Genomic DNA, 20,510 nt, shown 5'->3' on the forward strand with positions numbered 1-20,510 from the left:
AGATAACTGAATTTGGGGAGGCGCAGTGATGGCAATCGTTTGGCGTGAAGTGGCAAGGCTGGAAACCGGTCTTGATGCGGCGGTCGCCGCAATGAGTCTGAACGATAAAATCGGCCAGGTGCTGATGTGCGGATTCGATGGAACTGCGGCATCGGATGAAGTGCTTAAGCTTGTGGCTGACAACGGGATTGGCGGTGTGATTTATTTTGCCCGCAATGTGGAGTCGCCGGAGCAGGTTGCCTTGCTGACTGCGGATCTGCAGAAGGCTGCAGCCGAAGGGGGCAAGGCTCCACTCTGGATTTCGATGGACCAGGAAGGCGGGATGGTTGCCCGGATTACCGGCGGCATCGCCCTTATGCCTGGCGGGATGGCGATCGCCGCTGCCGGATCACTGGAAGATGCCTACCAGGCGGCACTTATCAGTGGCCGCGAGCTGGCCGCGATGGGCATTAATTTGAACTATGCCCCTGTGCTGGATGTCAACAACAACCCGCAGAATCCGGTGATTGGAGTCCGTTCTTTCGGAGAGTCGCCGGAATTGGCGGCTGATTATGGCGCGGCGATGATTCGCGGCTATCAAGAAGCGGGCGTTGCCGCTACAGCAAAGCATTTTCCGGGTCACGGCGATACTGACGTTGACTCACATCTTGACCTTCCAATGATCCCGCACGGCCGGGAGCGGATGGATCAGGTGGAACTGGTGCCGTTCCGCAGAGCCATCGCCGAAGGTGTGGATGCCATGATGTCGGCACATATTTACTTTCCGGCACTTGAGCGCGAGAAGCTGCCGGTTACCCTTTCCAAGACGGTTCTCACCGGGCTGCTGCGTGAAGAGCTGGGTTATCAGGGGATCATTATGACCGATTGTATGGAGATGAATGCTATTGCCGAGCACTACGGAACGGTGGAGGCATCGGTGCTGGCTGTTGAAGCAGGCGCGGATATGGTTCTGGTCAGCCACCGTGCCGACCGACAGCTCGCAGCGATGGAGGCGATCCGCAGTGCGGTAACGGTTGGCCGCATCAGTGAAGCGCGGATTGATGAATCCGTCCGGCGTCTGCTGGCGCTGAAGGTAAAGCGGGGAGTGATTGCCGCAGGCGCGGAGACTGTAGGGGAGGACGGTGCTATGGGTGCAGCCGGCGATGATCCTGGTGCAGGAGTGGTTGTCGGACTAGAGGCTGGTGCCGTTGGGGGAGCTATGGCTGCTGCAGGAAACTCGGATTTCAGCGGGGAGCTTGCTGATCTTGGAACTGCGGCTCATCTTGAAGTGGCACGGCGTATCAGTGAAGCCAGCATAACGCTGGTTCGCAATAACAGTTCTATCCTTCCCCTGAAGAAGACTGGGAGGACATTGGTGATTACGGCTGCCCCTGTGGTGGCAACGCTGGTCGATGAATCGTTCTCAGCCGCACCCGGGCTGGGGGCAATGCTCGCAAGACACGGGCTGGACAGTATTGACCGTGTGGTTCCTGCTGCTGAAATCGGGACTTATGCGGCAAAGCTGCTGGAGGAAGCACGTGCAGAGGAAGTTGTGCAGATTGTCGTTGGCACGTACAATGCCCAGTTTCATGCCGGGCAGATTGAGCTGGTGGAGCTGCTGCTTAGTCTTGGAAAGCCGCTGGTGATTGTAGCCCTGCGCAATCCATACGATCTGCTGGCTATGCCGGGTGTTCAGGCTTACGCCGCAACTTATGAGAGCCGCCCGCTTGCGCTGGAGAGCGTAGCCCAAGCGCTCCTTGGACACATTGCGTTCCAGGGCAAATTGCCTGTTTCACTTGGCGGGGAATATCCTGCTGGCTGGGGTATGAGGTTATGATTGGCCCGCTCTGGAACCATAAGCCGAACTCTGAGGTTGTTGGACTAATGTCAGGCACTTCGCTGGACGGCATAGATGCCGCGGTCGTTTCTATAGAAGGAAGCGGTCTACAGGCTAAGGTTAAGCTGTTGCACTATTACAGTACCCCTTATGATGATGAACTCAGGGAGCGGCTTAAGGAGCTGTGCACAGTGCAGCATTCGTCGGTTGATCTGGTGTGCGGCATGAACGTGTATCTGGCGGAACGTTTCGCTCAGGCGGCCATTGAGGCCGTTCGCAGTGCCGGAATGGAGATGAAGGAGATCGACCTGATCAGTTCGCATGGGCAGACCGTATGGCATATTCCGCAGCCGGATATTCAGGATCCGTATCTTGTCAGATCCACGCTGCAACTCGGAGATTTGTCTGTGCTGGCGAAACGGACCGGATGCATGGTTGTTGGAGATTTCCGTCCGGCAGATATGGCGGTGGGAGGGCAGGGAGCGCCGCTGGCTCCTTACGGAGACCTGATTCTGTACCGCGATCCCGGCAAGGGGAGATTGCTGCAGAACATTGGGGGTATCGGCAACTGTACGGCGCTGCCATCGGCGGCGGGGCCGGAAGATGTGTTCGCCTTTGATACCGGACCCGGCAATATGGTCATCGATCAGATCGTATACCTGCTGAGCGGCGGTAAGCGGTCTTACGATGATGGCGGAACCTGGGCAATGCAGGGGACAGCAGACTGGGTACTTGTAGAGGAAATGATACAGCATCCGTACTTTGGTCTGAAGCCTCCGAAGTCTACGGGCCGTGAGGTATTCGGCAAAGCCTACGCCGAGGAATTTGCCGCCAAGGCGAGAGAACGAAGTTTAGCCGATGCGGATATCGTAGCAACGGCTACAGCCTTTACCGCGCGGACGATAGCGGAAGGCTACAACCGGTACGTGTTCCCGTTATGCCGGATAGACGAGGTCATTGTCAGCGGTGGCGGCGCGCATAATGCTGCGCTGCTGGACATGCTGCAAGCAATGCTGCCGGATCAAAAGGTACTCACCTCAGGCCAACTAGGCTACAACGATGATGCGAAGGAGGCTATTATTTTCGCTTTACTGGGCAATGATTTTATGCACGGAGTGGCGAATAATCTCCCGTCCGCTACAGGTGCTGAGCGGCAGACTATTATGGGCAAGCTGGCCTTTCCTTAGGTGCTCGCGGCTTACACAACAGATGCTCAAGGCTGCTAACGGCTCTGAGCATCTGTTTCTGGATCTTGACCCCGAAATCCCCCGGTTCAACTATATGGGTACAAGACTTTTCCAATCTCCAATGTTACGGACACAGTAGACACTATTTACTGGTAAAACCCTGTTGGCAGACACTTGCGGACAGAGAAGCCGTTATTGGAGCGGAATTCCCCCATTTTGTGCTGCCTCAGCCAGATTAACGTCTCTCCAGTCCGCAACCATCCCGAAAACAGTGCTATTGTGCAAATAGCGACTCTGGAGTCCGCATAACACATAAATTGGGAACACGCACAAATAACCTCCCCGAAGGGAGGCTGTTGTGTAATGTCCCGGAAAGGATGCAGCCGAAACCCGGCTGATTGCGAAGCGTGTGCTCACGGGGCATAGGCTCCATCGAACCAACCTTGGGGTTCTCATCCCCAGACGCACGAACAGCCTCCCCGAAGGGAGGCTGTTCTATGACGTCCCGGAAGGGATTCGAACCCCCGACCGTGCGCTTAGAAGGCGCATGCTCTATCCGGCTGAGCTACCGGGACATGATGTGACACTGAAAAGCAAGCAAAAATTATGTTATCATATATAGATAACTTTTTCAACTTGTTTTTTTGAAACAGCGGTGGGATATGCTATAATCTACAATTGATCATGGTTCGGAGAAAAGGAGGTGCCCTCATTAATCATTCGAATTCCCCCGCCAAAGAGAATATCGTACTGTTTCCGAAGACGCTGGATTATTATCAGATTCAGTTGACGGTAATGCTGGAGAGTGAACGTTACGGGGAAGCGATGGAACTGCTGCGGTTTCTGCTGCAATGCCAGGGACAGGAAGAGCGGCACTACGAGGAATGGCAGTCACTTTTGGAATGGCTGGAGGCAGCCTTCCCCTATGCGGCTCATAACGGAGATGACAATTCGGAGAACTCTACGGGCGAGCAGGATCTGAAGGAAGAAGACATGGCCCGGATACTGGCTAAATCCAAGCTTGAAGAGGACGCGGATTATCCTAACAAGCTGCTGCACAAGGTAATGCACGAGCCTTTGTCGGAGGCGACGATTCTAGCGCTGGAGCAGTTGTCTTATCTCGAAGGTGGTCACATTGACGAGTCGCTTACCGGCTGGCTGGAGCAGACCGCGGTTCATCCGCTTCTGCAGTTCAGGACCCTGCAGACACTCCGCCGACGCGGAGCTCAAGGTACCGTCGGGTTGCTGCGTTCCGGTGAGCTGTCCTATATTGAGATCGAAACGGTACCGCTGGCCAATGAAGAATTCCCGCCTCAGGTGACCCAGGTGCTGGAACGGGTAGCTGAGCAGGCGGAGGTGCATGAGCCGACACTGTATTATTTTGCCCAGGAGCTGTGGGGTCAGTTCATGATGTCAATTTATGGTTCGGATGAATACCGCAAGCTTCTTGAGGGAGAGGACGCGCAGCTAGATATTTGGGCAGGTGCGCTGCATCAGATGGTGTCTGAGAGCCTGAACGGAACCCGTCAGGAGGAGGAAACGCGGGCCATGTACGGAATCACAGGCAGCATGCGCTTTCAATTCGAAGGGGCATACCGCTCTCTCAAAGGATTTGTTAAGAGTTCTCTACTTGATAAATAGATCAATGTTGTATATAATATAATGGTTATTCTGTGCGTGAATTACGTGATTATTTTTAAGAAAACATGTAACCTATTTTTGGAGGGAAAAGTATAATATGAAAGCAACCTGGGAAAAAATAGAGAAGAACCTTGGAGTTCTTGAAGTCGAAGTAGAAGCAGAACGTGTAGCTGCAGCGCTCGACAAAGCTTTTAATAAAGTAGTTAAGAAAGCGAACGTACCTGGTTTCCGTAAAGGTAAAGTGCCACGGCCGATTTTTGAATCCCGTTTCGGTGTAGAAAGCCTTTATCAGGATGCCATCGACATTCTTCTTCCTGAAGCTTACGGTGAAGCGGTTGAAGAAACCGACATCTTCCCTGTAGACCGTCCTGAAGTGGATATCGAGCAGTTCGCCAAAGGCCAGCCGTTCATCTTCAAAGCAAAAGTTACAGTGAAGCCAGAAGTGACTTTGGGCCAGTACAAAGGCGTAGAAGTTCCAGTTCAGAAAGCAGAAGTTACTGAAGAAGAGCTGGATGCTGAACTGAAACGTCTGCAAGAGCGTCATGCTGAGCTTGTTGTTGTGGAAGACGCACCAGCAGCTAACGGCGACATTACTGTGATCGACTTTGACGGATCTGTAGACGGCGTGCAATTCGAAGGCGGCCAGGCTGAGCGTCATTCGCTGGAACTGGGAAGCAATTCCTTCATTCCAGGATTCGAAGAACAGGTAGTAGGTATGTCCACTGGAGATTTCAAGGATGTTGAAGTAACGTTCCCTGAGGCTTACCATGCTGAGAACCTTGCAGGCAAAGCAGCAGTATTCAAAGTGAAGCTGCATGAAATCAAACGCAAACAGCTTCCTGCCCTGGACGATGAATTCGCTAAGGATGTAAGTGAATTCGATACCCTTGAAGAATACAAGGCAGATCTGAAGGCACAGCTGGAATCCCGCAAACAGGAAGAACTCAAAGGCGTTCGTGAAACTGCGGTAGTTGACGCAGCAGCAGCAAATGCTGATGTTGAAATTCCTGATGCTATGATCGCAAGTGAAGTAGCGAACATGGTTCGCGATTTTGATAACCGTCTTCGCCAGCAAGGTATGAACATGGACATGTTCCTTAGCTTCTCCGGCCAGACTCGTGAAGATCTTGAGCTTCAGATGAAGGGCGACGCCGAAAAACGCGTACGCAACAACCTGGTGCTGGAAGTAATCGCGAAGGCTGAGAACATTGAGGTTTCTGAAGAAGAAGTAACAGCGGAACTCGCTTCCATGGCAGAATCCTTCAAACGTACTCCTGAAGAAATCCGCAGCATCCTGGCGGCCAATGGTTCCCTGAGCAGCCTGAACGATGAAATTTCGCTGCGCAAGACTATTGATTTCCTCGTAGAGAACAGTGTTGAAGTTGAAGCTCCGGCAGTAGAAGAAGCTGCAAAAGAAGAAGCTAGCGCTGAGTAATCATTTTCGAGAACTGCATTCCAACTAGAACGGCCAAGCAAGGCGGCCTCCATAAATATAGATAAGGCGCGTAATTTCTGTTACGTGCCTTATTTTTATCGGCGGAGGTAGATATCAAATACATAATCACAGTCATAGGAATTGGCATTCTCATGGGATTTGCGCTATAATGGCATGCACATGAACAATGCGATATCTGCAGCAGTGAAAAAATGACATAGCGCCTTGAACGTGTTAAAATATTTTTGAAACGGAAAGACTAATCTGTACAGAGAAAAGAGGTTGGTGGCATGAGTCTGGTACCAATGGTTGTGGAATCAACAAGTCGGGGAGAACGGTCATACGATATCTATTCCAGATTGCTGAAGGACCGCATTATCTTCCTAAGCAGTGCGATTGACGATGATGTCGCCAATCTGGTCATTGCCCAATTACTGTTCCTGGCAGCAGATGACCCCGAAAAAGACATTCACCTGTACCTCAACTCGCCCGGTGGTTCTGTGACAGCCGGCATGGGTATATATGATACGATGCAATACATCAAACCGGATGTCTCGACGATCTGCGTGGGCATGGCGGCAAGTATGGGATCGTTGCTGCTTACGGCAGGGGCTCCAGGCAAGAGATATGCGCTGACTAACAGCGAAGTGATGATTCATCAACCGCTCGGCGGCGTTCAAGGGCAGGCATCCGATATCTGGATTCATACCGACTGGATTCTCAAGACGAGACAGAAATTGAATCAAATATATGTGGATCGCACAGGTCAACCCCTTGAAAAAATCGAACGGGATACAGACCGCGATAACTTTATGAGCGCGGAAGAAGCGAAGGAATACGGGCTTATTGACCAGGTGCTCTCTTCACCGATCAAATCTTAAAGGGGTGTTTAGATGTTTAAATTTAATGATGAAAAAGGGCAATTGAAATGTTCTTTTTGCGGCAAATCTCAAGAGCAGGTTCGCAAGCTTGTAGCTGGACCGGGCGTTTATATATGTGACGAATGCATCGAGCTGTGCACGGAAATCGTGGAAGAGGAGCTCGGTCATGAGGAAGAGCTGGATCTGAAGGATATTCCAAAACCGAAGGAAATCCGCGACATTCTTGATCAATACGTTATTGGCCAGGAGCAAGCGAAGAAATCTCTCTCCGTTGCCGTGTATAATCACTACAAGCGTGTCAACAGCCAGAGCAAGATCGAAGATGTTGAACTGACGAAGAGCAATATTCTGCTTCTTGGTCCAACAGGCTCCGGTAAGACACTTTTGGCGCAGACTATGGCTAAGATTATTAACGTTCCTTTTGCTATCGCAGATGCCACTTCCCTCACGGAAGCGGGGTATGTCGGTGAGGATGTCGAGAATATCCTGCTCAAGCTGATTCAGGCTGCCGATTATGATGTGGAAAAAGCGGAACGAGGCATTATCTATATTGATGAAATTGACAAAGTAGCACGTAAATCCGAGAATCCGTCCATTACCCGTGACGTTTCCGGTGAAGGTGTGCAGCAGGCCTTGCTGAAGATTCTTGAAGGTACTGTGGCTTCTGTTCCTCCGCAAGGTGGGCGCAAGCATCCGCATCAGGAATTTATCCAGATCGATACCACGAACATTCTGTTCATCGTGGGTGGTGCTTTTGACGGCCTGGAACAAATGATCAAACGCCGTATCGGCAAAAAAGTCATCGGCTTCAACGCAGCAGTTGAAGGTCAGAAAGATCTGAAGACGGGCGAATATCTGTCTATGGTATTGCCGGAAGATTTGCTTAAGTTTGGTCTGATTCCTGAGTTTGTCGGCCGTTTGCCGGTTATCTCGACTTTGGAACCGCTTGACGAGAACACATTGGTTCGTATTCTGTCTGAACCGAAGAATGCTCTCACCAAGCAGTATATCAAGCTCCTGGAGATGGACAATGTAGCACTCAAGTTTGAGCCGCTCGCTCTGGAAGCTATCGCTAAGGAAGCCATCAAACGCAACACGGGAGCCCGTGGACTGCGCGCCATTATTGAGAGCATTATGCTTGATGTAATGTACGAGGTTCCTTCACGTGATGACATCAAGGACTGTGTCATTACAGAGCAGGTTGTACAGGAGAAGTCACTGCCTGAGCTGAGCTTGAAGAAAGATAAGAAAAAAGAGGAAAGCGCCTAAGCGCCTTCCTTTTCCATACAAGTGATTTACAATACAAGTCATTGTCTCCACCTACAACCGCCTGTATGGCGCGGGGAGGGTGGAGCTTTGATCGTTATGGGGGAGAAAACCATGTTCTTGAGACACCAGACCCGTCCCGTCAATGTTGGCGGGGTAATTATTGGGGGAAACAATGAGGTTGCTATTCAAAGCATGTGTACAACCAAAACAGCTGATGTTGAAGCAACTGTAGCCGAGATTCTGCGGCTGGAGGAAGCGGGCTGTCAGCTTGTGCGCGTGACGGTCAACAATGAAGAAGCTGCGGCGGCAATCAAGGAGATTAAGCAACGGATTCACATCCCGCTGGTAGCGGATATTCATTTTAACTATAAGCTGGCCCTGCTTGCGATTGAGAATGGCATAGACAAGGTTCGCATCAATCCGGGGAACATTGGCCGGCGCGACAAAGTCGAAGCTGTAGTTAAAGCCTGTAAGGATAAGGGTATTCCGATCCGTATCGGTGTCAATGCCGGTTCTCTGGAGAGTCATCTCCTGGAAAAATACGGCTATCCGACTCCTGATGCAATGGTGGAGAGTGCCCTGTATCATATTGGAATCCTGGAAGAACTCGATTTCCATGATATCATCGTATCCCTCAAAGCCTCCGATGTGCCTATGGCGATTGAAGCTTACCGCAAAGCAGCGGAAGTCATTCCGTACCCGCTGCATCTTGGGATTACAGAGTCGGGCACATTGTTTGCCGGTACCGTGAAGAGCTCGGCGGGTATCGGTGCGCTGCTCTCAATGGGTATCGGCAGTACCGTGCGGATCTCGCTCAGTGCCGATCCGGTTGAAGAAGTGAAGGTAGCCCGTGAACTGCTCAAGACCTTCGGTCTGATCTCCAACGCTCCTACGCTGATTTCCTGCCCAACTTGCGGACGGCTGGACATTGACCTCTTTTCCATCGCCAATGAAGTGGAGGAGTATATCTCCAAGCTCAAGGTACCGATCAAGGTGTCTGTGCTAGGCTGTGCGGTTAACGGCCCGGGTGAAGCTCGTGAAGCGGACATCGGGATTGCGGGTGCGCGCGGTGAAGGTCTGCTGTTCCGCTACGGCCAGATGATTCGCAAGGTTCCTGAAGCAGATCTGGTATCGGAGCTCAAGAAGGAAATCGACGCCATTGTCGTTCATTTTGAAGAAACCGGTGAAATTCCGGGCCGCAAGCATGCAGGACTGGCTCCAACTGTGCAAGTGGGCTACTCAGAACAGTGATCGATTCGGAACTTATTATTCATTCCATCCATTTGTGAATTGCATACAAATCTGGTGACGAAGAACGTCCCCTCATGCCCCGGATCATCCGGTGGTGGGAGGGGACGTTTTTATTTGAGTAGGAGGAACAATATGGACTATGAAGATACCCCGAGAGCACCTCCACCACAAACTCCTTCTTGGTTTGTACGGGGCACCGAAATCTAAATCACCAGGAGATGTACATAGCCGAATCCGCATAGCTCAAAACTTTAAAAATCAGATTGTCCCCTACCGCAGCCAAGCCAAATCATCATGCTCTTGTCCATTAGAAAGATACATCCTACCTATCGGACCAGCGCAGTTTCGTTATTCTTTCATAAATCCCTTTATGGGCGTTTACGAATGACCGAAAAGGCTATACTACCTAGTAGTAGCCAAATACAGGACAGGTAGACTGTAGCGAACAGGAGGATGACCTATGGAATTAAGTATATTGCTGATGATTGTGCAGCTCTTTTTCGCGCTGGTCATCGGCGTTTATTTTTGGAATCTGCTGCGGGGACAGAAGACCAATAAAACGGCGGTGGACCGCGAATCGCGCAAGGAGCTCGACAAGCTGCGGAAAATGCGGATGATCTCCCTCACTAAGCCTCTATCGGAGAAGACACGCCCAGCCAGCATTGGAGATATTGTCGGACAAAAGGACGGACTGCGTGCACTGAAGGCAGCTTTGTGCAGTGCCAACCCGCAGCATGTCATTATTTATGGGCCCCCAGGCGTCGGCAAAACTGCTGCTGCACGTGTGGTAATGGAGGAAGCAAAGAAAAATGTGCTCTCCCCCTTCAAAAGTGATGCGAAATTTACGGAGATTGATGCCACTACCGCCCGTTTTGATGAACGTGGGATTGCCGATCCGCTTATTGGCTCGGTGCACGACCCGATTTATCAAGGGGCCGGGGCTATGGGGGTAGCCGGTGTGCCGCAGCCCAAGCCAGGGGCAGTTACCAAGGCGCATGGCGGGATTCTGTTCCTGGATGAGATCGGCGAGCTGCATCCAATTCAGATGAACAAGCTGCTTAAGGTACTGGAGGACCGCAAGGTGCTGCTGGAGAGTGCTTATTACAATTCCGAGGACAGCAATACTCCTGCGTATATCCATGATATTTTTCAAAATGGCCTGCCGGCCGATTTCCGGCTGGTCGGTGCCACCACGCGCTCACCGGATGAAATTTCACCAGCGCTGCGTTCCCGCTGCATGGAGATCTATTTCCGGCCGCTGCTGCCGGAGGAAATTGCCGTCATCGGACGGGATGCGATCCAGAAGATTGGGCTGAAGCCAAGTCCCGAAGCCATTGAGGTGGTGCAGCAATATGCCACTAATGGACGTGAGGCGGTGAACATGATCCAACTGGCCGCAGGACTTGCGTTAACGGAAGGGCGGGATACCCTGAGTGCGGCAGAAGTGGAATGGGTGGCCAGCAGCAGTCAGCTGCCTATGCGAACCGAAAGAAAGATTCCATCCTCGCCTCAGATTGGGCTGGTCAATGGACTTGCGGTATACGGGCCGGGCATGGGGACACTGCTGGAGATTGAGGTCTCGGCAGAACCGGCCAAGAACGGGCAAGGCAGAATTAACGTGACTGGAGTAGTAGACGAAGAAGAGACCCGTGGTGGATCACGGACCATCCGGCGTAAAAGCATGGCTAAGGGCTCCGTGGATAATGTGCTGACGGTTCTCCGGACGATGAATCTGGAGCCTGACCGTTATGATATTCATGTTAACTTCCCAGGGGGAACACCGATTGACGGCCCTTCTGCCGGGGTGGCAATGGCTGTGGCTATAGTTTCTGCGATCCGGCACCTGCCAGTGGACAATACAGTAGCTATTACCGGAGAGATTGGCATTCATGGGCGGGTCAAGCCGGTAGGCGGAGTGATTGCCAAGGTTGAAGCAGCCTTTCAGGCGGGAGCCACTACTGTATTGATTCCAAAAGAGAACTGGCAGTCGCTGTTTGCCGACCTTGCACCACTGCGGGTAATTCCAATGGAGACGGTTGAAGAGGTTTTTCGTCACTTGTTTGGGGCTGAAACGGCGGATGTACGCCTGCCGGCCGTATCCGGGGAGACCTTCTCTGCGTCGCCGTCAATGTTAAAAGCAGATGCCAGTGGTGACAGTGCGAAGGGCTGATTCTCTATGCGAGGGGAAGCCTGCAGTTCTTTCCTCTTCAGCGGGACCGTGGGGATATACCAGCAGGCCTTTTTCACACATAACGATGTGTGTCAGAGGCCTGTTTTTTGCATGAGAGCAGAGAAGACATATTCAGGGTAGAAGTAGCGAATAATAAATCAGGTCTGACGGCGCGGAACGGTTGGACTGGAAGCTGCAGCGGTATGCGTCCTGTTGGTGTTTTGATGCCGCTTTTGTTAGAATGAAACATATGACACTACTTGAGAACCATGGGAGGTGCGAAAGCGATGATACAAAGCAAATCCAAAGGTCGTCGTTTTCCTTTATTGCCGCTTAGAGGTCTTCTTGTATATCCCAGCATGGTTCTTCACTTGGATGTGGGACGCGAGAAGTCAGTTCGGGCGCTGGAAAAAGCTATGGTTGAAGATAACCTGATTCTCCTCTGCTCGCAGTCGGAAGTGAATATAGAGGAGCCGGGACAAGAAGATATTTTTCGGGTGGGTACAGTCGCTAATGTGCGGCAAATGCTGAAGCTTCCTAACGGAACGATCCGTGTGCTTGTGGAGGGTGTGGAGCGCGCTGAGATTATTCATTATACGGATAATGAGGAGTATTACGAGGTCATGGCCCGCGTGCTTCCAGAGGAAGAGGATGTGGATCAGCAGAGTGATGCCTTGATGCGCACCGTGCTGAACCAGTTCGAGCATTACATCACTCTCTCCAAAAAAGTCACACCTGAAACACTGGCTGCTGTCTCCGATATCGAAGAACCTGGCCGGCTTGCGGATGTCATTACGAGCCACTTGGCGCTGAAGATAAAGGATAAGCAGGAGATTCTGGAGACGATCGATGTTAGCAAACGTCTGGAGAAGCTGCTCGATATCCTCAACAATGAGCGTGAAGTGCTGGAGCTGGAACGCAAGATCAACCAGCGGGTGAAGAAGCAGATGGAGAAGACCCAGAAGGAATATTATCTCCGCGAGCAGATGAAGGCGATCCAGAAGGAGCTTGGGGACAAAGAAGGCCGGGCAGGCGAAGCCGAAGAATTACGCAGTCAGATGGAAGAGAAGCAGCTGCCCGAACGCGTGCAGGATAAGATTGAAAAGGAGATCGACCGGCTCGAGAAAATGCCGGCAAGCTCGGCTGAAGGCGGAGTGATCCGCAATTATGTCGATATGCTGCTGAGTCTGCCGTGGAGCGAGTCAACGGAAGATGACCTGGATATCCTGAAGGCGGAACAGGTGCTGGATGCGGACCATTATGGTCTGGAGAAGCCGAAAGAGCGTGTGCTGGAGTATTTGGCCGTTCAGAAGCTGGTCAAGAAGCTGAAGGGTCCAATTCTCTGTCTGGTAGGTCCTCCGGGCGTCGGCAAAACCTCGCTCGCGCGTTCCATTGCCCGTTCGCTGAACCGCAAGTTCGTTCGCATCTCTCTCGGCGGCGTGCGTGACGAAGCCGAGATCCGCGGTCATAGACGTACTTATGTCGGGGCTATGCCTGGCCGGATCATTCAAGGGATGAAGACTGCTGGCAGCATCAATCCTGTATTCCTGCTGGATGAGATCGATAAAATGGCGGCGGATTTCCGCGGCGATCCGTCGGCAGCCCTGCTTGAAGTACTGGATCCGGAACAGAACAATACGTTCAGCGATCATTTTGTCGAATTGCCGTTTGACCTGTCGAATGTCATGTTCGTGACGACAGCCAATACCGTGCATAACATTCCACGTCCGCTGCTGGACCGTATGGAGATGTTATACATTCCTGGGTATACAGAACTGGAAAAGCTGCAGATTGCCAGCCGCTACCTGCTGCCGAAGCAGCGTGAGAACCACGGTCTGGAGGATGCGCAGCTGTCTATTGAAGACGATACCTTACTGAAGATTGTCCGCGAATACACCCGTGAATCCGGGGTTCGTAATCTGGAACAGCAAATTGCCGCGCTGTGCCGCAAGGCCGCGAAGCAGATTGTATCCGGTGAGAAGGAGCAGGTTAGCATTCTTCCGGCAGAGATCAAGGATTATCTGGGTGCCTCGAAGTACCGCTACGGAATGGCGGAGCTGGAGGATCAGATCGGTACGGTTACCGGACTGGCATGGACGGAGGTTGGCGGCGATACGCTACTGATCGAAGTCACAGTAGTTCAGGGGACCGGCAAGCTGACCCTGACCGGACAGCTGGGCGATGTGATGAAGGAGTCGGCACAGGCCGCCTTCAGCTACACACGTTCCAAGGCCGAGGAGCTGGGACTGGCGCCTGATTTCCACGAGAAGAACGATATTCACATTCATATTCCCGAAGGCGCCATTCCCAAAGATGGCCCGTCTGCAGGGATCACCATTGCTACAGCCCTCATCTCCGCACTCACGAAACGTTATGTCTCCAAGGATGTGGCGATGACAGGCGAGATTACGCTGCGCGGACGGGTTCTGCCGATTGGCGGATTGAAGGAGAAGTCGCTAGCCGCCCACCGTGCCGGTTACAAAAAAATCCTTCTGCCAAAGGACAACGAACGCGACCTGAAAGATATCCCTGAGAGCGTCCGCAGTGATGTGGAGTTCGTGCCGGTCTCCCATATGGATCAAGTGCTGAAGCATGCGCTTGTCGAGCACAACAACGAAATTAGCAGTGAAGCGCCGAGTAGTGTGCATTAGAAAGGAAGTCCTATGAAAGTTAACAATGCCGAATTTATCATCAGCGCCGTAGGCCCTGATCAATACCCTGTTGACGCCTTGCCGGAGATTGCTCTGGCAGGGCGCTCCAACGTCGGGAAGTCTTCCCTTATCAACCGTATGATTAACCGCAAGAATCTGGCCCGCACCAGCTCTACACCGGGCAAGACGCAGCATATGAACTATTACCGTGTGAATGAGAGCATGTATTTTGTCGATTTTCCTGGCTATGGTTATGCGAAGGTCTCCAAGACGCAACGCGCCTCATGGGGCAAAATGGTAGAGAAATATATGGCTGAGCGTGATACGCTGAAGCTTGTTTTGCTCATTGTGGATCTCCGTCATCCGCCTACCGGCAATGACAAGATGATGTTCGACTGGCTGAAGCATTATGACCTGCCGCTATGCGTAGTAGCAACCAAAGCAGACAAGATTCCCAAGACCCGCTGGCCCAAGCATATCAAGATCATGAAGCAGGAGCTTGGTGTGCTGCCGGGGGACAACTTTATTTCCTTTTCTTCAGAGATTGGACTTGGCAAGGATGAACTGTGGGAGCTTATAGATCGCTATAATCAGGTCTCTGAAGAGGGGCCGTTAGCTGACCCGGAGATTGAAGATGGTGGAAATGAACCACAACCGGAAGAACCCTCCGAAGCCTAAAGGTCAGCTGCGTGATGCGTAATCTATAGGATCAGCGCGTATTACTCACAGAATAGTGAGGAATACATATGTAATGTGAAGCTCTTATCCTTATCTCCCGCTATAAGATAAAATATCGGCGTATATCCTGTTCCTCCTGATGAGAAACCCACGGCTCTTCATTGTATAATCATGCTAAAGGCTGTTACACAGAATTGAGGGATGGTCATGGCTCAGAGATTGGCTACAGAATATGTGAAGGCGACTTTGCAAATGACGGAATTTCAGATGAAACAATTTCTGCTTACTGCCGATACCTGCTTCATCAGCCACCGGGTGAAAATTCTGGGCGGCGGAGAACAGGAGATCGTTCTGGAGGAAGCGGGGGGCGAGGAGGTTCATTTATCTTTTCAGCAAAGAGGCAGCATTTATGTATGTGCCCTGTCCTGTACCATTGTGAACCCGCATCTGAACAACGCAATCCGCAAGCTGTTCGTTACTTACAAAGGGAGCGGAACAGTAAATCGAATATATCAGGGCTTCACCATGGTCTATGTGTATGAGAATGGTTCAGTACGCAGAATCTCTGAAGTTACCCCACTGGGCAGCAAGCTGGTCTATCAGCACAAGCACTCCCTGGTGGAGATGATGCGTCTCTACAAGTCTGATGCGATTGAGCGGGAGATTGAGAGCCTGCGCGTGACGATTGATAGTTTGCTGGATCAACGCAATCGATTATATAGGGATGAAGAGATTCACGAGATAGATCAAAGACTTGCACATGTCACCCGAAAGCTGTTTGAATGGGAAGCGTAGATGACAATTGAGTGTCAGGAACTAGCAATCATTTCCTAGTGGAATGGTTGTATTTTTTTGAGCAATCTCTAACTATATGAACAAGAGGGGCCGATAAAAAAGATATGATAGATATCCATAGCCACATTCTACCCTTTATGGACGACGGTGCTGCCGATTGGGAGTCTGCTCTTGCCATGGCGCAGGACGCTGAGAAGGATGGGATTACCACCGTTGTTGCCACGCCTCATCATGCCAACGGGGTATACTTGAACCCGGCTCCAGGTATAGGACAAGCTGTTGCACAACTGAATGAGAAACTCCGGCAGGCTGGTTATCAGCTGCAGGTCCTTCCTGGTCAAGAGATCCGCCTTTATAGTGAACTGCTGAATGATCTGGAGAGTGGGGAACTCCTGACACTGGCGGGCTCGCGGTATATTTTGCTGGAAATGCCTTCTTCGCGCGTACCTCGCACGATGGAGGAGACTTGTCATGAGCTGATTATTCAAGGCTTCGTACCTGTCATTGCCCATCCGGAGCGCAATGCCGAGGTTGCGGCCGATCCTTCCAGACTAATCAGATTAATTGAGCTCGGTGCATTGGGGCAGTTGACTGCCCAGAGTCTGGCGGGAACCTTCGGAAGCAAGCTGCAGAAGCTGTCGCTGGACCTGTGCCGGAAGAATGCTGTACATATGATCGCCTCTGACGCACATGACAACCGGCACCGCCCTTTTGGCCTGAGCGAGGCCTACGAGGTTTTATCCAAAGAACTGGGAAAAACATCATCCGACTTTTTTCGTCAAAATTCACAAAGAATTATCGACAATGAGGAGATTATTCGAGCAGAATATACCCAGTCTTACACCAAACTTCATAAATTGTTCGGATTTTTTTCTCGTAAAGGGTGACCTTGCTAGAGATTAATGGTAGAATGGGGATTACTGGGTTATTGTTATTTTTTATCAGAATAGTGTAGACTTAGGGTTGCTACTCTATCTACACTAGCAGTAGCAGTAGTACTAGAATTATAACTACATACAAAGAGGTGGATGAAAAGTGACTTTGAAGAAGAAACTAGCAGTATCATCATTAGCAGTTAGCATGGCAGCAGCATCTTTTGCAGGTTTCCCGTTTAGCAGCACAGGTTTGGCCCAGCATTTAGGTCTCGTAGGAACAGCAGCGGCAGCTGAAGTTGGCCACGATGCAGTTAAGGCTAAGATTTCGGCTATCTATGCAAATTTGACAGATTCCGAGAGAGCTTCCCTGAAAGCTTACTCCGATGAAGTTGCTGGCTTGGATAAAGATAAATTTGTAGCTATTTTCAAACCAGTACTTGACAAACTTGAACTTAGTCCTAAGGATACTAATACGTCCTTTAAATTGTTCCAGAGCGTTTCGAGTGTTGTTTACAACGTTTATGCAAAAGATTTTGATGTGCTCAAGGGTATCCGTTATGACGTTGATAATGTTGCCTTGTTCAACAACATTGCGGCTAAAGCTCGAGTACAGAACCTAAGCTTCGACGACATCCTGAATTTCTTCTTCGCATCTAACGGTGTGGAAGCAGAAATGCGCGCTTTGCTGGCAGGCAAGTCCAACACAGATTTGGTCAACATCATTGCTAATCCTGCTTCTCAAAAAGCTTTGGTTAAGGATGCAGTTTATAAAGTCCTTGACCACAAAACTGGTGTTGGTGCGTTGACAGTAAGTGATGCCGTTTACAACCTGCATATATCTGCTGATGACCTCGTACAAACTTTTGAAAATGTGAATACAGAAATCAAATCTGCCAAGAAAGCAGCACAAGCTCTTGCTCTTGGCTACATCCGTGCAAATCCGCTTGTTAATGGCGGGGGCACTGGTGGCGGCACTGGCGGCGGAATCATCGGTGGAACAACGCCAGTTACATCAGCTGGTGTGTATAATGTATCCGCACTGGTAAGCGTTGTTGGCGACAAAGCAACACTGAAGCTGGTTGATGCTGATGTTCTGAAGGCATTCGACGCATTGCTTGCTGCGAACCCTGGCAAGACTGGCCTGACACTGACACTGGATCTGGGAACGGTCAATGCTAAGGTTGTAGAAGTTCCACTGTCCAAAGCTATCATTGATGCGGCTAAGGCAAAAGGCATCGCTAACATTGCAGTAACCTTCAATGGCTTGACTGTTACGATTCCGGTATCCCAGTTCAGCGATGCAGTAACATTGACGGTTACGAATGAAGCTGACACTACAGTAACTTCATTGACAAGCTTGAAATTGGCTTCGAAAGTCTACACTTTCGATTTGACTGTTGGTGGCGTAAAGACAACAACGTTCAAACAGCCTTTGACTATTAAGCTTCCTTTGGCGAATGCAGCTTCCCTCGACAAGGAATTGCTGTCCGTAACCAAGATCGTTTACAAAGAACTTCAATTCCAAGGTGGCGTAGTTGACGGTGATTTCATCGTTGAACCACGTGATACCTTCTCTTCTTATGCAGTACTGGAGAACAAAGTGAACTTCAGCGACATTGCAAGTGTACAAGCATGGGCAGGAAGACAAATTCAAGTTGTAGCTGCAAAAGGCGCAATTGAAGGTGTTGGTGCCAGCAAGTTCGCTCCGAAGAGCAATGTTACCCGCGCTGAATTCTCGAAGATGCTGATTCGTGCTCTGAACCTGGAGAACAGCACAGCAACTGAAAGCTTCAACGATGTAGCTTCCACAGCTTGGTACGCTCCTTATGTAGCGGTTGCTGCTGAGAAGGGTATCGTAACTGGACGCAGTGCTTCCCAGTTCGATCCGAATGCTACAATTACCCGTGCTGAAATGGCAACTATGATTGCCCGTGCGGTTAAGTCGGTTAACTCTGCAGCTACTGCAGGAGATGCTTCGTCTCTGACTAAATTCTCGGATGCAGCGAAGATCGCAGCTTCCCTGAAAGACGGAGTAGCCTTTGCAGCCAGTCACAACCTGGTAATCGGCAATGCTGGTAAGTTCAACCCGAACAACACAGCTACCCGTGCAGAGGCCGCTGTAATTATCTACCGTACAATCAACTTCAAGTAAGAATCAACAATAAGCAAGTGGAGAGCCTCCTCTCGTCTAGGTGAGAGGGGGCACTTTTTTAGCTTATATACACTGAACTTGCGAATAAGAGACTAAGTACGCCTACATCTTTTAGGTTATGGATAAACTGAGGTGTTTTTGTTGGCATTAAGGTAATGGATTGAAACTTTAGTGTTGAACGCGTACCGGATTCACAAGTTCATTGTGTATAGGATGGAATATTACAGAATCAGCTTGGAGGGAATTTCACTTGTCAGCACAAGAATTGGATCTTCGCGATTATTTCCAGATTGTCAGGAAGAGACTGTGGATGATTGTAAGCATCGTGGTTGTAGTTTGTATTCTTGCCGGAGTATACAGCTTGTATATCAAGAATCCGGTATATGAAGCATCAACCAAAATTATCGTCAATCAGACACCTACGCAGTCTACGGTAGGGCAGCTTGATCTGAATCAGATCAACACTAATATTCAATTGATCAACACGTACAAGGAAATTATCAAGACACCAGCTATATTGGATGTCGTAGCCAAGAACTACCCGCAATTCAATGTTACTGCGGAAGATTTGCTCAAAAAGGTCAACGTGAGTTCCGTCAATAATACGCAGGTGATGACACTTGTCGTTCGAGATAATTCGTACCAGAGAGCCGCAGAAATCGTAAATGCCATTTCACTTGTGTTCAAGCAGGAAATTCCATCTTTGTTCAATGTTCAGAACGTATCCATACTGAACGAAGCCAAGGTTGATCCTCCGGTAGCTCCGGGACCTGTAGAACCTAATGTGGTAATGAACCTGGCCATTGCATTCATCGTTTCTTTGATGATTGGTCTGGGTATCGCCTTCCTGCTGGAATATATGGATGATACCTTGAAGACTGAAGAAGATATTGAGAAGTATCTGGGTCTGCCAACAATCGCGATGATTACCAGACTTGGACAAGAAGAGACCAAAGCAACTGAATCTCAAGCTCAGACGCTGAACAGAAAGGCAGGGGAACTCGAACATGTCACAGCAGCCAAGTAAACAACGCCATCTGATTACCGTGACGAATCCGCGTTCACCTGTATCCGAAGCCTTCCGGGCACTACGTACAAATATTGACTTCTCATCGGTGGATAAGCAGATTCAGATTATTATGGTTACCTCCTCCGGCCCTGAAGAGGGGAAATCTACAGTCACGGCTAACCTTGCAGCGGCCTATGCCCAAGCAGATAAGAAAGTACTGTTAATCGATGGGGATATGCGTAAACCGACAGCCCATAAGACCTTTTCATTAAGTAATCGCTTTGGATTGTCTTCGTTACTGTCACAGCAAGCTGATCTGGAAGAAGTTGTCCAGGAGTCGGGTGTGGCTAACCTCTCCATTATGACATCAGGTCCAATTCCCCCTAATCCGGCAGAAATGATGTCCTCCAACCGGATGAGTGCTGTACTGGAGGAACTGCGTCAACGTTATGATATGATTTTGTTTGATACTCCGCCGCTCTTGGCTGTTACGGATGCACAAATTGTGGCTTCCAAGAGTGACGGGGTCATTATGGTGGTCAGCTATGGCAAGGTGAAGCGGGATATCGCTGCCAAGGCTAAGGCCAATCTTGATCGTGTGGGTGCGAAGATGCTCGGTGTTGTATTGAACAATGTGAAGCGTAAAGCCAGTGAAGGTTATTACTACTATTACTATGGGAATTGACATTCAAGTATAAAG

The 20,510-nt window shown here is 50.3% G+C and carries 15 protein-coding genes and 1 tRNA gene; 15 read left to right on the forward strand and 1 reads right to left on the reverse strand.

Going from position 1 to position 20,510, the window contains the following annotated elements:
* Positions 1-28: 28 nt before the first annotated feature.
* Entirely contained in the window at positions 29-1,816 is a 1,788-nt protein-coding gene (gene nagZ / locus A3848_RS06830; protein WP_074084198.1) for a beta-N-acetylhexosaminidase, read from the forward strand.
* The gene (locus tag A3848_RS06835; RefSeq protein WP_074084199.1) at positions 1,813-3,003 is read left to right on the forward strand and encodes an anhydro-N-acetylmuramic acid kinase; all 1,191 of its coding nucleotides are present in this window, start codon (positions 1,813-1,815) and stop codon (positions 3,001-3,003) included. The genes nagZ and A3848_RS06835 overlap by 4 nt, the downstream gene beginning before the upstream one ends.
* A 501-nt stretch (positions 3,004-3,504) precedes the next feature.
* On the opposite strand, the gene A3848_RS06840 is transcribed toward A3848_RS06835, so the two are convergent.
* Positions 3,505-3,578, reverse strand: a tRNA-Arg gene (locus A3848_RS06840).
* Positions 3,579-3,687: 109 nt separating this feature from the next.
* Here A3848_RS06840 and A3848_RS06845 point away from each other — a divergent pair.
* The 13 genes from A3848_RS06845 to A3848_RS06905 all read left to right on the forward strand — a co-directional run bounded on the left by A3848_RS06845 (position 3,688) and on the right by A3848_RS06905 (position 20,495).
* Positions 3,688-4,644 carry a hypothetical protein gene (locus tag A3848_RS06845; protein ID WP_178381921.1) on the forward strand — a complete coding sequence of 319 codons (957 nt, stop codon included), beginning with the start codon at positions 3,688-3,690 and terminating at the stop codon, positions 4,642-4,644.
* Positions 4,645-4,741: 97 nt separating this feature from the next.
* Positions 4,742-6,079 carry a trigger factor gene (tig, locus tag A3848_RS06850; protein WP_074084200.1) on the forward strand — a complete coding sequence of 446 codons (1,338 nt, stop codon included), beginning with the start codon at positions 4,742-4,744 and terminating at the stop codon, positions 6,077-6,079.
* Positions 6,080-6,369: 290 nt separating this feature from the next.
* Complete coding sequence (gene clpP, locus A3848_RS06855; protein ID WP_025708435.1) at positions 6,370-6,960, forward strand: ATP-dependent Clp endopeptidase proteolytic subunit ClpP; 591 nt, start codon at positions 6,370-6,372, stop codon at positions 6,958-6,960.
* A 12-nt stretch (positions 6,961-6,972) separates the two neighbouring features.
* Entirely contained in the window at positions 6,973-8,229 is a 1,257-nt protein-coding gene (gene clpX / locus A3848_RS06860; protein WP_020430248.1) for an ATP-dependent protease ATP-binding subunit ClpX, read from the forward strand.
* Positions 8,230-8,340: 111 nt separating this feature from the next.
* Positions 8,341-9,480, forward strand: coding sequence for a flavodoxin-dependent (E)-4-hydroxy-3-methylbut-2-enyl-diphosphate synthase (gene ispG / locus A3848_RS06865; protein WP_074084236.1), 1,140 nt, complete (start codon positions 8,341-8,343; stop codon positions 9,478-9,480).
* A gap of 460 nt (positions 9,481-9,940) precedes the next feature.
* Positions 9,941-11,650, forward strand: a complete 1,710-nt coding sequence (gene lonB, locus A3848_RS06870; protein WP_074084201.1) for an ATP-dependent protease LonB — start codon at positions 9,941-9,943, stop codon at positions 11,648-11,650.
* A gap of 287 nt (positions 11,651-11,937) precedes the next feature.
* Complete coding sequence (gene lon, locus A3848_RS06875) at positions 11,938-14,301, forward strand: endopeptidase La (RefSeq protein WP_074084202.1); 2,364 nt, start codon at positions 11,938-11,940, stop codon at positions 14,299-14,301.
* 12 nt (positions 14,302-14,313) lie between these two features.
* Positions 14,314-14,979, forward strand: a complete 666-nt coding sequence (gene yihA, locus A3848_RS06880) for a ribosome biogenesis GTP-binding protein YihA/YsxC (RefSeq protein ID WP_074084203.1) — start codon at positions 14,314-14,316, stop codon at positions 14,977-14,979.
* Positions 14,980-15,186: 207 nt separating this feature from the next.
* Positions 15,187-15,774 carry a non-ribosomal peptide synthetase module gene (locus tag A3848_RS06885; RefSeq protein WP_074084204.1) on the forward strand — a complete coding sequence of 196 codons (588 nt, stop codon included), beginning with the start codon at positions 15,187-15,189 and terminating at the stop codon, positions 15,772-15,774.
* Positions 15,775-15,878: 104 nt separating this feature from the next.
* Complete coding sequence (locus A3848_RS06890; protein WP_074084205.1) at positions 15,879-16,661, forward strand: tyrosine-protein phosphatase; 783 nt, start codon at positions 15,879-15,881, stop codon at positions 16,659-16,661.
* A gap of 154 nt (positions 16,662-16,815) precedes the next feature.
* Positions 16,816-18,801 (forward strand): S-layer homology domain-containing protein, encoded by a 1,986-nt coding sequence (locus tag A3848_RS06895; protein WP_178381923.1) that lies wholly within the window; start codon positions 16,816-16,818, stop codon positions 18,799-18,801.
* A gap of 250 nt (positions 18,802-19,051) precedes the next feature.
* A complete protein-coding gene (locus A3848_RS06900) occupies positions 19,052-19,828 on the forward strand; it encodes a YveK family protein (RefSeq protein ID WP_074084207.1) in 777 nt (258 codons plus the stop codon).
* Positions 19,809-20,495: a CpsD/CapB family tyrosine-protein kinase gene (locus A3848_RS06905; protein ID WP_074084208.1), complete on the forward strand. Its 687-nt coding sequence runs from the start codon at positions 19,809-19,811 to the stop codon at positions 20,493-20,495. The genes A3848_RS06900 and A3848_RS06905 overlap by 20 nt, the downstream gene beginning before the upstream one ends.
* Positions 20,496-20,510 lie beyond the last annotated feature (15 nt).

Source organism: Paenibacillus sp. P32E (genome assembly GCF_001909085.1).
GTDB lineage: Bacteria > Bacillota > Bacilli > Paenibacillales > Paenibacillaceae > Paenibacillus_AQ > Paenibacillus_AQ helianthi.